The sequence below is a fragment of the Chlorogloeopsis sp. ULAP01 genome, from assembly GCF_030381805.1.
Lineage (GTDB): Bacteria > Cyanobacteriota > Cyanobacteriia > Cyanobacteriales > Nostocaceae > Chlorogloeopsis.
In genome coordinates this window covers 184,157-197,978 of the sequence record NZ_JAUDRH010000010.1, presented here as the reverse complement: position 1 = coordinate 197,978, position 13,822 = coordinate 184,157, and the positions used below count along the sequence as shown (strand labels likewise).

Below are 13,822 nucleotides of genomic sequence, written 5' to 3'. Positions count from 1 at the left end.
GTATTGGGGAGCCAGCCACGTGCGGGGGTTTCCCCCGTTGTAGACGCCCTTCGGGCGGCTTCCCGGAGGGTATGGACTGGCGTGATTGGGTATTAAGATTTCTTTATTCCTAGTCCCTAGTACCGAGTCCCTAGTCCCTAAGAATGTGTATGTTTTTGGGAATACTAAGTACAAAAATCGGAATTCCAGCAATGAATCTTAGTATTGCGTATCTGGCTCAAGGCAAACTGTATCTGAAATATCCTCAAGCACCCGTTCGCGAATTTGAAAGCCAGTTTGGGCAATCAGTTCAACAGCGATCGCTACAAACTCAGCGACGCAAAGCATGGAAAAATCGAGGATTAATGGAAATGATGTTGCCTCCCGGGGTTGTGGAGCAAATGCAGCAACAACCTGAAGCAAAGCTGAATGTAGTCATCAATAGCCTTTGCCAAGGAGAAAAGGGTAAGTTGCTCTATGCACTAGAGGCAGGAGATGTAGGTGGCATTTTTACGCTTGAGCCTGGATGCGAGCATGAACAACGCCTGTTTCATAACGCTGATTTTCAAGTCGGATATTTAAGTTTTCATTTTGAACATGAACTGATTGCTTGTACGACTCTTCATCGCAGTGGCATTGCTAACATCGCCATGATGGCTAAAAACGGTTCTCGTCCCCATGAAGTGACAGAAGGAGACTCTATTGACTTGGCACCATCCTGGATTCCTGGAAAAACAAAGGCTTTGGTATTTCAGTCCGCAGGAATTGGACGCAATAGCCAGGGATTCGTATGTGATCGCGCTCCTTTCACAATCGAAAAACTAGATTGCGATCAAAAAGACATCACCACCTTAGTAGGCGATCGTAAATATGATTTCTTGGGGCCGCGCATGAAGGTTGACGGCACACTATATTATATTCGTCGCCCCTTCCGTCCCAAACAACAGGTGAACTTGCTGCGATTGTTGCGGGAAATTTTGCTCATACCTTTCCGGCTTGCCTATGCAATTTTTCAATGGTTGAACTTTTTTACCCAAATTTATACAGGTAAACCTTTAATGGCAGCAGGCACGCGAAAATCTCTTGATCGCAAACAGCAAATGAAAGTTTGGGGTGAGTTCCTTACTCCCGAAACGATGAGAGATAACAAATTTGACGAAAAAGATGCCCCTGCTTGGGTGCCGCGATCGTGGCAGTTGGTACGACAATTAACCAATGGTGTAGCCGAAGTCATCGCAGAAGGAGTTTTATCCTTTGACTTAGGAGAAGACGGCACAATTGTCTATACCAACGGCAGCGCCATTTACGTAATTGATCCCGATGGGTGTACAGAGCGTGTGTTAGTTGGTAACTCGATTGAAAATGTGGCGATCGTAAACTCCTCCTTACAATAACCCTAGTGAAATGCGTAAACCAATATAAAAACCCTTAGTACCTAATTCCTTCTGCCCACTGCCTCTGGGCAGTCGCTACAACGCGCTTAACCTGCAAGGGCGCGCTGCTCTCTGCCCTCTGCCTTTCTAATTAGTAACAGAACCGCGAGTCACCCCTAATTGATTTTGCAACTTCAAATCGCGCCACAGCCGAGAACCTGTAATCTCGCCTTGCAGTAATTGCTGGTATCGATGTATCGTTTGAGTCACCTGCTCAGGAGTCTCATTCAAAAATTCAATTCGGAAATGGCGCAATCCAAGCTCTACTAGACGCTGTACGTATTCGGCTCCAGTTTGGGCTGTGCCATTAAAGACTGTATTTCGACAACCAGCATCAGCATGAAGGATATGTTCTGTACCGACTCGGTCACGTAATTTTACCTCATGTTTTTCGCATGGGCGTCCACAGTTGCGAAAATCCGTCCCTGTAGATAGAAAAGCACAAAATACACAATGTTCCATATGAAACATCGGCATATGCTGATGAATTGTCACCTCAAACCAGTCAGGAGGAGAACTCTTCAGCAAATCTTCCAATTGGTTAATGTTCAAATCGTAGGATGCCGTTAGGCGTTCCAAACCAAAGTGATTTTTCAAGAAATTTGCTGTTAAGGGATTAGCAACATTGAGAGAAAAATCTCCAATGCAACGAGCTTCGGCAAAGAACTGCAAGTGATCGTAATTCCGCACCAAATACCCATCCGCCTCAGAGGAACGCACCTGCTGCAAAATCCAGTTTTCTCCTGGTTTAGTAATGCGGGGAGGCGCAACCCAGATTGTAGGAGTGGGGGAACTTTGCTGACACGAAGAGTTTACCCCTCTCCGCGTCACCGCGTCTTTTTGTCTCCGCGTCTCTTCATCTCTTCGCTGCCGTACCATCTGCACCGCCTTGCAATACTTCAGAGGATCTTCAAATTCACAATAAATTGTCTCAATTTCTGTTTGGAGTACAGCTTGTAGTTGCTGGAGGTTGCGTACCAGCACTATCAGAGACGGGGAGATGGGAAGATGGGGAGATGGAGAGGGAAGTAAATCGGAAAGATAAGCATTGGGATTTATTTGCCAGCGTTGAGGTTGACTTCGCAATTCTTCCAACCGCGTGACAATTTCCCGCCGGATTCGGTTTAACTCACTCACGGGCAACATTACATTTCCATTTAAGTGATTTGACAAATTGCCCAAACACAAAGGAGTATTACCGAGACGACTAAATTGTTCCTGCAAACGTTCTCCAGTCAGGGGTTTGGTATGCGCTTCTACCAGTGGCATTGAAGATTCTACTTGAACAACGTGACCAATTTCATCACGAGCGATCGCAACTAAATTCTGCCCAACTTCCCCATGCACTTCGAAATGAATAGGACGTTGAAATTTTGGTGTATCCCCAGCAAAACTCTGACGTAATTGCTTATCAAGTTCCGGATCGCTGGTTTTCCAAACCTTATCACCGATATGCACCCGCCGCAAATTCAAATCGCGCCGCCCAAACGTCAGCACCACTTCCTTACCCTTCATTTGTATCGCATATATACGACCACCTTCTTCCTTTGCTTCTGGATGCCCGCAGTCAAAAACTACACCATCACCCGGCTTCACTGGTACTTGCGTTCGCGAAGCGACTCCTTCGGAGTATCGCACAGTTACTTGTTCATTTCCAATCCGGATCACCTCTCCTAGATAAACACCACGCTTTTTACCAAAACGGGCGTGAACCAACTCCTGATTGTTAATTCCACGGAACCACCCAGTATAAAGTCCGCGAGAAAAAGCCATCTCCAAGTTGTAGTGTTCTTCTAAAGACGCGGAGACTGTAAGACGCGGTGACGCGGAGAAGCTTTTATTCCCATTTCCGGCGTCTCCGTGTCCCCGCATCCCCGTGTCCTCTTTATTCCCCGCGTCCCCGTGTCCCCGCGTCCCCGTGTCCTCTTTATTCCCCGCGTCCCCGCGTCCCCGCGTCCCCGTGTCCTTTTTATTTCCCGCGTTCTCTTCCAACTCCACCATCACCCGATCCAACGCTTGCCGATAAACACGAGTGACATTAGCAACATACTCTGGAGACTTCAACCGCCCTTCAATTTTGAGACTACTTACTCCAGACTTTACTAAATTAGGCAAAACATCTAACCCTGCCAAATCTTGCGGACTGAGGAGATATTTTTTATCTCCCAAATTTACAGTTTCCCCATCTGCGATTAACTCATAGGGCATCCGGCAAGCTTGAGCACACTCGCCCCGGTTAGCAGAACGTCCCCCCAGTGCTTCACTCGTGAGACACTGCCCGGAATAAGCAACACACAGCGCCCCGTGAACAAAAACTTCTAATGGAAGCGATACTCCCCTATATGCCAATTGACTTTGAATTTTGTTGATTTCATTTAAAGAGCATTCACGGGCAAGAACAACTAAATTACACCTCAGTACCTCCGCAAATTCCACACCTGCGGTACTCGTAATAGTCATTTGAGTAGAGGCATGAATGGGAAAATCAGGACAAAGGTGACGAATGAGACGACAAATTCCTATATCCTGGACAATTACTGCATCCACACCCGCCGCAATAATCGAACGGATATATTGTTCTGCTTCTCTCAATTCTTGAGGAAAGATGAGCGTATTGAGGGTGACATAGCCTTTTACACCGCGACGGTGCAAATACTCCATTAATTCTGGCAAATCCGCCTCAGTAAAATTTTCTGCCCGCATCCGTGCGTTGAACCGATCCAAACCGAAGTAAATCGCATCTGCACCATTTTCTACGGCGGCTTTCGCACATTCCCAATTACCTGCGGGCGCGAGAAGTTCGGGGAGTTGGAAGGTGGATTGCATGTTTTCGGTAAGTTGGATATCGGCTTTCATCGTTACTCAGGCAGGATAGGTGACACCTTTGTGATTTTATCGTTGCCGAGGGAGATGGTGGGGGGGAATGAGTCTGTAGGCGAAATATTACCTACACATAAATGAAGATAATACTTATACTTAGTAGTCAAAAATTAAATGGTAAATATTAATGTAATGTAGATGCCCAAGAAAATTAGGCAGTTAAAAGCAATTTTATTGAAGGCTGGGTTTGTCTACCGTCCTGCCAAAGGTAGCCATAGCTTTTGGACTCATCCTTTAATACCTGATGAACCAGTTACTATTGCTGGAAAAGATGGAGATGATGCACCGAGATACCTAGAAAAGCAAGTTAATCGAGTTTTGGATAAGTTAGAGGAAATGCAAAAGTCAGAAGAAGGGGAGGAAGAAGAATGAACTACCGCTATAGTATGGTCATTCAATGGTCGGATGAGGATAACTGCTACCTAGTGCACCTCCCAGAATTTCCTTGGCAGCAATTTCATACTCACGGCAAGACGTATGAGGAAGCAGCCAAACACGGACAAGAGGTGATTGAGTCCTTGATCGAATGGTATCAAGAAGAAGGGAAACCCCTGCCGGAGCCTATAACTTTTCCTGAGAAGTCGTTAAATGTAGCATGATGTAGAGTTAGGGCGATATGTGGTTTGCAGCAGTGGGGCGATCGCACTCATTAGTGAAATAATCATTCAGTGTTTATTCCTCTGCTTCTCCCTTACCACTTTCAGCAGCTTGACGTAGCGCTAAAAAAGCCTCTTTCAACGCTTGACTAACAGCACTGTCAGGTTCATCTAATACAAATTTTTGATAAGCCTCTAGAAAATCCATTCGTAGCCGATGAAAAAAATGTAGGAAATGACGTAGAAAACCTATGCAGTCTAAAACCATAACTTCAATTCCACCTGTCTGCTCATAAATTTCTGCGGCATATTCTTGAACAGATGGTTCAATAATATCTGTAGTAATAAAAATATAGTTTTCAATTTTTGTATCAGAATCTCTTATTTTTTGTAAAGCACGATTGATATCATCTACAGTAACTTTTTTCATTTTCATTTCATAGCTGGTTATCACACTGTCATCATCGATTAGTGTAATTTCAACATCCCCAATAGCACCTGTTTGCTTGTCTGCTACATTATGATTTGCAAGAGTTAAAGCACGTTTTCCCAAATAAGCTGAAGCTGTCTGGTAAACAGCAGCAACAATTAACACAGGCAAACGACTGGAATTGCGACAACTTAAGTGCTGCTCAATCAACTTTACAATTGCTTCAGCAGAAAGAGGAATTGCTCCTTCAAGTGTGCTTATATTAGCAATCAGACTAGCAAGCCGCTGACGATTTTCATTTCTAATAATAAGAAGATATCTAAGAGTTTCAGCTAGCATATCTTCCGCTAAAATTCGCCCTGCATGGACATCATCAAGCAGATTAAGTACAGTTCTGTAAAGAATAGGGGGTTTCCCAACTAAATTAACTTCTGGTGTCAGAACAATATTTCTGTTACGAAGTGCAGGTGTAAGAAAAGCTGTTGTTGGGTTACATGGTAGTTGATGTTTATTTATAAAGGTTGTAATATACGCTTCATCGTATGTACGACCTGAATAACAATCCCTATCACCAATTTCTGTATAAGGCTTGCGAATGTCTAAATTTTGTCTATGAGTTTTTGCTAATAAACAGGCTAACAGTAACCGAACCCCTGCTCGATTTTGAGGATTACGACAGACAAATTTAATGTTTCTAGAAATGGCAGCATCATTTATGAATGATTGTGTAAATTTGTCGATCACCCTTTCAAAAGCTAAATCAAGGATAGCTGATGGGGTTGACATTCTATTTCTACCTGTTCTAAATTATCGTCTGCATTTTCTGCAATATTATCTAAGTCGTAGTTTAACCACAGTACTTCTGTTCGTAATCCTTTTGTAGAATGGCAAGCTTTAGTTGGTGCTTGTATTGCTTTCCAATCGCTATAGAGTTCTTCCATAAGAGAGCATTTATATCCTGAAATCGCAACTTTTCCTTGAACATTATGAAGAACATCGGCAAGATCTCGATGCTGTTCATCTGTCATTTCGTAAGCATAAGCTTGAGTATCACCTCTCGAATCGTGTGGATATGGAGGATCGCAGTAAAATAATGTATCTTCACTGTCGTAGCGTTTAATAACTCTGATTGCTGAGTCATGCTCAATCTGAACTCGTAAGAGCCTTTGAGCAATTTCCGGCAAATCCTCTACACTTCCTAACCATCTTGAAACTGCTCCAGCCATGCCAGCGCGGCTTGTTAGCTTACAATGCGCCCATCTGCCAGCACTCGCCTTTTGTGCTAATCCAGTTCTTACCTGTCTTGCTCTAATAAAAAACCGTCTGGCTCGTTCCAACTCAGATATATTTGGGGTAGGTTGAGAGATTGCAATTTCAAACTCCTCTCTCGAAAAGGGAGTTAGTCCAATAGCCTCAATTAAATTTTCCTTTTGCTCTCGCAGTACGCGAAAGAAGTTGGCAACCTCACCGTCCATATCATTGTATGTTTCTACAGGCGAAGGGTAACGATTGAGTAAAACTGCCGCAGAACCTCCAAATGGTTCGCAGTAATGCACAGATCTTGGTAGAAGGGGTAAAAGCCAATCAAGGTGGCTAAATTTGCCACCATACCAACCAAAAGCTATGAGCTTGTTTTTACCCATTATTTTATCCCTGTAGGATTTTAGCTCCGTTCAAGATATCTAGTCTAAAATAATATGCCATAAAAGTATTGAGAAGTAAGCGATCGCACTTCTCAGCTATGGTTATTGCTTTTGCTGCAAAAATGACACAAGAGGTATAAAGAGAGATTTACATTTGTCGAATTTAATCAGCAAAATGCCAGATTACTTTCTCAAAATGCTTAAATGAGTTCTCAAAATGCCTGATCGCTTTCTCATTTTGGTGTTTTCCGCAAGCAAAAAGGCATATTGCTTACTCAAAAAGCCTTATTGCTTTCTCATTTCAGTAGATCGCTTTCTCATTTTGGTGTTTTCCGCAGGCAAAAAGGCATATTGCTTACTCAAAATGTCTAATTGCTTTCTCATTTCAGTAGATCGCGCACTCATTTTAGTGTTTTCCGCAGACAAACGGCAAATTACATTCTTAATTTACTTATTTGCTAACTCATATCAGTAATTTTTGCACTCATGAGGTGCGATCGCGCTCATAGTAAAAGCCATTGTAGATTTGCGAAATTCTTTTAGACTAACCGATACGAAATTTTTTAAAGTAAAAAAGATAAATTTCTATCTCAAAGAAATACCACTAATTTGCTGAAATACACTGGTAGCATAAGAATCAGTCATGCCAGATATATAGTCGGTAATTCTCAGAATTTTGTTATATATATCATCATTATCATTGGGGTGATACTCTTGAGGAAGCATACAAAGAATCAATCTGCCTTTGTTGCTGTCATATAAAACTGCATTGACAAATTCGGCAAATAGTTTTCCTAAAACTTCATATCCAGCAATTTTTATACCCACAATATCAGGATGCTGAAAAACAGAAATGCGGCTCACTTCAGCAATTTTTTTCAGATGTTGAGCATAAATGCTTTGACTTAGTAATCCTTGGTCGTATTCTCCTTTAAGTAAGTTGTTTTCATTATCTAGAAAAGTCTTGATAGTTTCTTCAATCAGATTGTTGATAGCTTTAGCACGTAGACGTTTTACTTTTTCTGCTTTGCTTTCTGAAGAATTTTCTAAATCATCAATTTGGGCAATTTCATTTAACAAAGTTTTAGCTTCATCAAATGGAATGTAACCCATGCGATAGCCATCTTCTATATCAATAATGGAGTAGCATATATCATCTGCGGCTTCAACAAGAAATGCTAGTGGATGTCTAGACCACCATGCTGTATTATGATTGCGACGAATTAGCCCTACTGTTTCTGCTACTTCGGTAAATAATTCTTTTTCTGCTTGGAAAAAACCATATTTTTCTACACTTCTACCTACATAACCATTAAGTATATGCTTTGGAATAAAAGACTCTTGCGGGTACTTTGTAAAAGCGGCTAATGTTGGACAAGTGAGTTGCATTCCTCCTTTTCTTTGCGGCATTTCTAGTTTTGTAATAATCCGAAAGCCTTGGGCGTTGCCTTCAAATAAATCAAAATCAGCTTTTTGAGCTTTGGTTAATATTTCCTTTTTAGAATTAAAAATTGTACTGTACCAAGATTCAAATCCTGTACGAATAGCGTCTTCTCCAGAATGTCCAAAAGGAGGATTACCAATATCATGAGCTAGACAAGCCGCAGAGACAATATCACCAAAGTCTGAAGCACTAAATCCATATTTGTTAAGCTGATATTTTCGTACAATTTGCTCTCCAACTATCCTGCCCAGCGATCTACCAACACAAGAAACCTCAAGGCTGTGAATTAGACGAGTACGAATGTAATCATTTGTGGGTAAAGAAAAAACTTGGGTTTTATCTTTGAGACGGCGAAAAGGAGAAGAAAATACCAGGCGATCGTAGTCTCTATGAAAGGGAGTACGGCCAAATTGAAGGTTTTCTGGTTGCTGTTTGCCGAGTCTTTTAGGTGTTAAAAGTGTTTTCCAATCCATCATAGTTGGATTGTTTGAGAGTGGAGTAGATTAAGTACAGATTTGCGTAAAATTGTAGCGTTTTTAAACGCAAAGTAACGCAGGGAAAGCGCAAAGGTGTGCAGAGTTTTTAATTCGCTAAGAACTTGTGCTGCCTTATTGAGATGAAAAGGGTTAGACAGCAGTGGCTGGTGCGATCGCCTCAAGCTTTACGTCTTTCTTGCCAATCGACATAGAAAAAGAGAATTGCCAGCAAAATATAGCCAACTGCCCAAGGTGTTCCAGTTCCCCAACCTAAATTTACAACTGTATCTGCAACAGTCCAGCGATAACTGTGCATTAATCCAACCCAGGAAAGTACAGCAGCTAAAACAGACCAATATGCAGCATGGCGAAATTTTCGCTCAATAATGTAAACTGTAATACCGGCTAAAATCATGGCTGAAAAAATAAATCCCTGTTCGAGAGCAAAAGCTCCATCAATATAGGTATCGCTCAATTTAAACTGCTCAATTAAAGCGGGTGTTAAAGGTTTTTCTGGTGTACCCAAACCAGCTGCTCGAAGCGCATTTTTGGCAATTAAAGCACCCCAACCAGCAATTCCTGGCAATAAACCAACAACGACAGCAGGTGCATGGTGGGGTGGAGTTGCTGTAAAACTTTGAGCGACAATTACAATCCCGATCCACAATACAATTGCCATCCCTGCTTCAATCGGAACAAAGTAAGCCAATATTGCTACAGTTCCAGTTAGGCAGAACAAGCCCATAATGATGCCATTAAGAATAGAGTAGCCGACTCTTGCCCCTAAAGCTTTCCAGCCAGGATGACCAATATAAATCGTGGTTGGAAAACAAGAACCACAAATAGCAGCTACCAACGTGCCAATACCATTTGCCGCCAAAGAAGGAGTAGCAGGATAAGTATCGCCCGCAGCTTCCGCACTTTCTAAATTCTGGAGACTGCCAACAAGGTTAAATAACCCCATTGGTAAAATAATGCTGAAATACTCGATTAATACTGAACGACTGCTCCACAATTTCCCCAGCCACAATCCTGGTAGATAAAATCCAATCGGTTGTAAGGCGGTGGCAAACTTGGCGTTATCCCAACTCAACAAACCTGTTCCCCAAGCCAAGGTAATTCCCAACAGAACAGCCAACAATCCACCAGGAATGCTAAATCGCACTTGCCCAAAATAAGTTAGCAGAATTACACCCAGAGGTACTAAACCTACTACAGGATTGGCAAAGGTACGAAATAAAAAGCCAATGGCAATAAAAGTAATGGCGATACCGCCCAAAGTAGAAAGCAGTGCTGCACGGGGGGCAAGACGACGGAGTGGATCGCCAACCCAAGCTCCAGCCAATTCAATCAAACCTGAGCCAAAGCAAGCCACTAATCCTGCCTGCCAAGCTAATTCAGCAGCTTGTTCATTTGATGCCCCACCAGAAATTGCTGCCAATCTCACTGGCAGCATCACTAGAAAAATATAAGCAAAAAGGCTAACGGTGTTAATACCATAAGGCAGGGCAGTAATATCTTCTCGCTGCTCGCGCTTTCCTTGCTCTTTTGCTAGCCAAGCGTAATAAAAGTTGCCGACAATTAAACTTAAAGCAATTCCTGGTAAGATGCGTCCATAGACTAACGAAACAGGAAAGCCTAGCACTCCTTGACACAAACTGACAATTAACAGAATTTGGATTAAATTATCGAGCGCTAGCCCAAAGAAACCGTCAATATCTCTGCGAACGAACCAACGGGGGAATTTGGTTGTAGCAATTTCCATTGTTTTACTTTGACAATTTTCTTGCAGTAGTCTTGCCGCCTTCAGGATACCAGCAATGGTTATACCAATGCGTGGATTTTGGATTAAAAACATTTTATTCATAGGCTAGTCCAGAATTTTGAAACAAGACTCCCGCGTGCCAATTTGGTATTACGTAGTTGTGCAAAATAAATTATCTAGTTAGGTAAGAGAACTCTTAACAGGGTTGGGGGAAGGGGAACGGAAAAGTCAAGGAGAATTGGGATTATGTATCCAAAACAAGAGGACAAGGATTTTTCCTACTGCCTCATTCTCCCCCTCTCCCACTCCTGTTCGTAATCTCTATTAAATACCCCACAACCGCCTACCACTTCGCCCTTTTAACCTTTCATGGGTATCTTCTAGCAAGGCGGGAATATCTAAATTTTCCGGACACTTTGGCAAGCAGTCACCGCATTCTGTACAACGATTTGCCTTCATGCCTGGAAACCAATGACCTGCATTTTCAAACATTCCATAACGGTATTGTCCGTAGTCAGTCATATCATAGGCGATTGCCAAATTTCGCAGTCGCAGTACTTCTGGAATATTAATATTTTCCGGGCAGGGCAAGCATTTATAACACTGACTGCATTTATCAGTACCTAAAATCTCGTTTTTGTGATTTTCTAGTCTTTCTAAGACAGTAATTTCCTCAGAGGTTAACTCTCCATCGCGATCGCTAACTGTTAAAGGTTCAGTCAATTCTTCTGGAGTTGCTGGCCCCACACTTAGGGTAGTAATATGGAGGTCGTTCAGTAAAAAGCGGTAGTTTAATTCTAGGGGTGAGAAAGGATAACACAAATCAACTAGAGTTTGGGAGGGTGTGTATAAGCGCCCGCCTTTATCACCAGGAGAGATAATGAACACACCCATATCCTTTGCGGCGGCTAGTTGAATTGCTGGTAAATTGCGCTGAAAAAAATAGTAATAATGCAGATTGACAAATTCAAATAAATCTGTATCTATGGCTGCTAAAATCAAGTCTAGGGAACCGTGGGTGGAAAAGCCAACGTGTCGTACACGGCCTTCAGCAACTGCTTCTTTGACTGCTTGCATACAGCCGCCTTTAGCTTTTACCCAATCGAGATGCTCCCAAGTGTTTAAGCCATGAATCCCTAAGCAATCGAGATAATCGAGGTGTAATCTCTCTAGGGATTCATTGATGCACCGACGCATTGTGTCAGCATCTGCTGTGGGTGGGATTTTAGTTGTAATGTGAAGCTGCGAACGAGTTATTGGCAATCCCAAAGCGATCGCCGCTCCTAAATACTCCTCACTTTTACCGTAACCCCTAGCAGTTTCTATATGATTAATCCCTAGCGCTATGGCTTTTTCGATAATTTGCCATACGTTCTCTGGTGTTGCCAAATAGCGCATTCCTCCCAAGGAAAACACTGAAAGGCGCAGCTGTGTTTTCCCAAAGCGTCGGTATCGCATCTTTAGTTGTCCTTATGTCATTTGCCTTTTGTGATTTGTCTTTTACCAATGACTAATGACTAATGACCAATAACTTTTCTAAGATTCACCATTGCCAAAGCGTTTGATCAAATCCTCAGGACGAAGATTAGAGATAAATTCACGGAAAGCTTGTTGCTCTGCTTCATCTGCATCTCTATCTACAGGGATAGAAGCATCAGCAATTACTTCTTCCATTACCCAAATAGGCGTATTTGTACGGAGGGCAACAGCGATCGCATCACTAGGACGGGCATCAATTTCTTTTTTGACTTCCCCTTGTTTAAGAATTAAAACTGCATAAAATGTATCCTTTTGTAGTGAATGAATAATAACGCGTTCTAGAGTCATATTCCACGCCTCTAGAATATTCACGAGCAAGTCGTGAGTTAAAGGTCTTGGAGGCTTTTGATTCTCCAGTGCGCTCATGATTGCCCTAGCCTGTTCTTGACCTATGTAAATAGGCAAAGCACGGCGATCTGAAGCATCTTTCAAAAGTACAATTGGGCTACGAGTTATGGCATCTAATGCTATGCCAGCGACTTTCATTTCAATCATTGGCTAAGCCTCTACAATCCTTTGAGCGCTAGAGAGCATTTGTAACAAATCATACCCTTGGTTGGGCAAGATTGGGACAATAACAAACATACTTCTTTTTTCTCTATAATTGCTTCTATTAAACTCCCAAATGGTTGCGAATACCAGAGTAAGTTAAATTAGTTTGGTTCCGCAATAATCTACTGATCCAAGTATGCCTTGTAATTGCTGTAAATGTGTTGAAATCTTTATACAAAATTGAGTCAGAAAATATACTTTAAAAATAAGGATACTTGGGAAAATTACCAGTTGATTTTAGTGCAAATTACGCAATAAATAGAATTAAATTGACTAAAAAGCCGTGTTTACAGGAATAATTCAAGCATTAGGAACAATAAGTCCCCTGGGAGGGGATTCTTGGCAAATCACTTGCATCAGCCAATCATCTGATTTAGTTATGCAAGATTTAGCTTATGGTGACAGCGTAGCAGTAGATGGCGTTTGCTTGACTGTAGAAAAAGTCCTGCCTGGCGGCTTTGTCGCCACTGCTTCACCAGAAACCTTACGTCGTACAACCTTGGGAATAGAACAAGCAGAACCAAAATATGTCAATTTAGAAACTTCTCTACGAGTAGGTAGTAAAATCGGTGGTCATTTTGTGATGGGACACGTAGACGGCATAGGGCGTATAATTGCCGCACAACAGACGGCAACGTCTTGGGAAATGACTTTTAGTGCTCCCGATGCGATCGCTCGTTATCTTGTTCCTAAAGGCAGTATCGCCATTAATGGCATTAGCCTCACAGTTGCCGATTACGAGCCAGAATTTTCCCAGTTTAAAGTAGCGGTGATTCCTCTTACCTATGCCGAGACCAATCTTTGCTATCTAGTTCCGGGCAGTTCGGTAAATTTAGAAGGGGATATTCTGGGTAAATATGTAGAAAAATTCCTTGTCATGGGCAAGGGAGAGCCAAAAAACTCAAAAGACACCAATCACGAGCAAATAACGCCCATTTTTCTAGCAGAGCATGGGTATCTGTGAAAGGGGATTGGGGATTGGGTATTTGGTACTAGTGATTGGGTATTGGTTATCAAGGATGGGGTATTAAGATTTCTTTATTCTTAATCCCCAGTTCCTAGTCCCTAGTCCCCAGTCCCTAGTC

At 42.3% G+C, this 13,822-nt stretch carries 11 protein-coding genes; 4 read left to right on the top strand and 7 right to left on the bottom strand.

The genetic code is table 11. From position 1 onward, the window contains the following. The first annotated feature begins 191 nt into the window (after positions 1 to 191). Positions 192 to 1,373: a TolB-like translocation protein gene (locus QUB80_RS20625; RefSeq protein ID WP_289791383.1), complete on the top strand. Its 1,182-nt coding sequence runs from the start codon at positions 192 to 194 to the stop codon at positions 1,371 to 1,373. Positions 1,374 to 1,499: 126 nt separating this feature from the next. On the opposite strand, the gene QUB80_RS20620 is transcribed toward QUB80_RS20625, so the two are convergent. Continuing rightward, positions 1,500 to 4,268: a U32 family peptidase gene (locus QUB80_RS20620; RefSeq protein ID WP_289791382.1), complete on the bottom strand. Its 2,769-nt coding sequence runs from the start codon at positions 4,266 to 4,268 to the stop codon at positions 1,500 to 1,502. Between the two features lie 162 nt (positions 4,269 to 4,430). Between QUB80_RS20620 and QUB80_RS20615 the strand changes: the two genes are divergently transcribed. Both QUB80_RS20615 and QUB80_RS20610 read left to right on the top strand, forming a co-directional pair. Beyond that, positions 4,431 to 4,664 carry a type II toxin-antitoxin system HicA family toxin gene (locus tag QUB80_RS20615; protein WP_289791381.1) on the top strand — a complete coding sequence of 78 codons (234 nt, stop codon included), beginning with the start codon at positions 4,431 to 4,433 and terminating at the stop codon, positions 4,662 to 4,664. Further along, positions 4,661 to 4,891 carry a type II toxin-antitoxin system HicB family antitoxin gene (locus QUB80_RS20610; RefSeq protein WP_289791380.1) on the top strand — a complete coding sequence of 77 codons (231 nt, stop codon included), beginning with the start codon at positions 4,661 to 4,663 and terminating at the stop codon, positions 4,889 to 4,891. Before QUB80_RS20615 ends, QUB80_RS20610 begins: the two co-directional genes overlap by 4 nt. Positions 4,892 to 4,964: 73 nt before the next feature. On the opposite strand, the gene QUB80_RS20605 is transcribed toward QUB80_RS20610, so the two are convergent. From QUB80_RS20605 to QUB80_RS20580, 6 genes are all read right to left on the bottom strand, one after another. Next, the gene (locus QUB80_RS20605) at positions 4,965 to 6,104 is read right to left on the bottom strand and encodes a restriction endonuclease, SacI family (RefSeq protein WP_289791379.1); all 1,140 of its coding nucleotides are present in this window, start codon (positions 6,102 to 6,104) and stop codon (positions 4,965 to 4,967) included. Then, positions 6,074 to 6,961, bottom strand: a complete 888-nt coding sequence (locus QUB80_RS20600; RefSeq protein WP_289791378.1) for a DNA adenine methylase — start codon at positions 6,959 to 6,961, stop codon at positions 6,074 to 6,076. Before QUB80_RS20600 ends, QUB80_RS20605 begins: the two co-directional genes overlap by 31 nt. A 585-nt stretch (positions 6,962 to 7,546) precedes the next feature. Continuing rightward, positions 7,547 to 8,881 (bottom strand): deoxyguanosinetriphosphate triphosphohydrolase, encoded by a 1,335-nt coding sequence (locus QUB80_RS20595; protein WP_289791377.1) that lies wholly within the window; start codon positions 8,879 to 8,881, stop codon positions 7,547 to 7,549. 178 nt (positions 8,882 to 9,059) lie between these two features. After that, positions 9,060 to 10,646: an NCS2 family permease gene (locus QUB80_RS20590; protein ID WP_289791480.1), complete on the bottom strand. Its 1,587-nt coding sequence runs from the start codon at positions 10,644 to 10,646 to the stop codon at positions 9,060 to 9,062. Positions 10,647 to 10,970: 324 nt separating this feature from the next. Next, complete coding sequence (locus tag QUB80_RS20585; RefSeq protein ID WP_289791376.1) at positions 10,971 to 12,104, bottom strand: aldo/keto reductase; 1,134 nt, start codon at positions 12,102 to 12,104, stop codon at positions 10,971 to 10,973. 78 nt (positions 12,105 to 12,182) lie between these two features. Continuing rightward, positions 12,183 to 12,680 (bottom strand): bifunctional nuclease family protein, encoded by a 498-nt coding sequence (locus tag QUB80_RS20580; protein WP_289791375.1) that lies wholly within the window; start codon positions 12,678 to 12,680, stop codon positions 12,183 to 12,185. Positions 12,681 to 13,020: 340 nt separating this feature from the next. Here QUB80_RS20580 and QUB80_RS20575 point away from each other — a divergent pair, with 340 nt between their 5' ends. Beyond that, complete coding sequence (locus QUB80_RS20575; protein ID WP_289791374.1) at positions 13,021 to 13,701, top strand: riboflavin synthase; 681 nt, start codon at positions 13,021 to 13,023, stop codon at positions 13,699 to 13,701. Positions 13,702 to 13,822 lie beyond the last annotated feature (121 nt).

Bases quoted from the DNA above. Each gene is read 5' to 3' on its own strand.
- QUB80_RS20580 (WP_289791375.1), bottom strand. From the start codon at position 12,680: ATGATTGAAATGAAAGTCGCTGGCATAGCATTAGATGCCATAACTCGT.
- QUB80_RS20625 (WP_289791383.1), top strand. From the start codon at position 192: ATGAATCTTAGTATTGCGTATCTGGCTCAAGGCAAACTGTATCTGAAA.
- QUB80_RS20590 (WP_289791480.1), bottom strand. From the start codon at position 10,646: ATGGAAATTGCTACAACCAAATTCCCCCGTTGGTTCGTTCGCAGAGAT.
- QUB80_RS20615 (WP_289791381.1), top strand. From the start codon at position 4,431: ATGCCCAAGAAAATTAGGCAGTTAAAAGCAATTTTATTGAAGGCTGGG.
- QUB80_RS20595 (WP_289791377.1), bottom strand. From the start codon at position 8,881: ATGATGGATTGGAAAACACTTTTAACACCTAAAAGACTCGGCAAACAG.
- QUB80_RS20585 (WP_289791376.1), bottom strand. From the start codon at position 12,104: ATGCGATACCGACGCTTTGGGAAAACACAGCTGCGCCTTTCAGTGTTT.
- QUB80_RS20610 (WP_289791380.1), top strand. From the start codon at position 4,661: ATGAACTACCGCTATAGTATGGTCATTCAATGGTCGGATGAGGATAAC.
- QUB80_RS20605 (WP_289791379.1), bottom strand. From the start codon at position 6,104: ATGTCAACCCCATCAGCTATCCTTGATTTAGCTTTTGAAAGGGTGATC.
- QUB80_RS20600 (WP_289791378.1), bottom strand. From the start codon at position 6,961: ATGGGTAAAAACAAGCTCATAGCTTTTGGTTGGTATGGTGGCAAATTT.
- QUB80_RS20620 (WP_289791382.1), bottom strand. From the start codon at position 4,268: ATGAAAGCCGATATCCAACTTACCGAAAACATGCAATCCACCTTCCAA.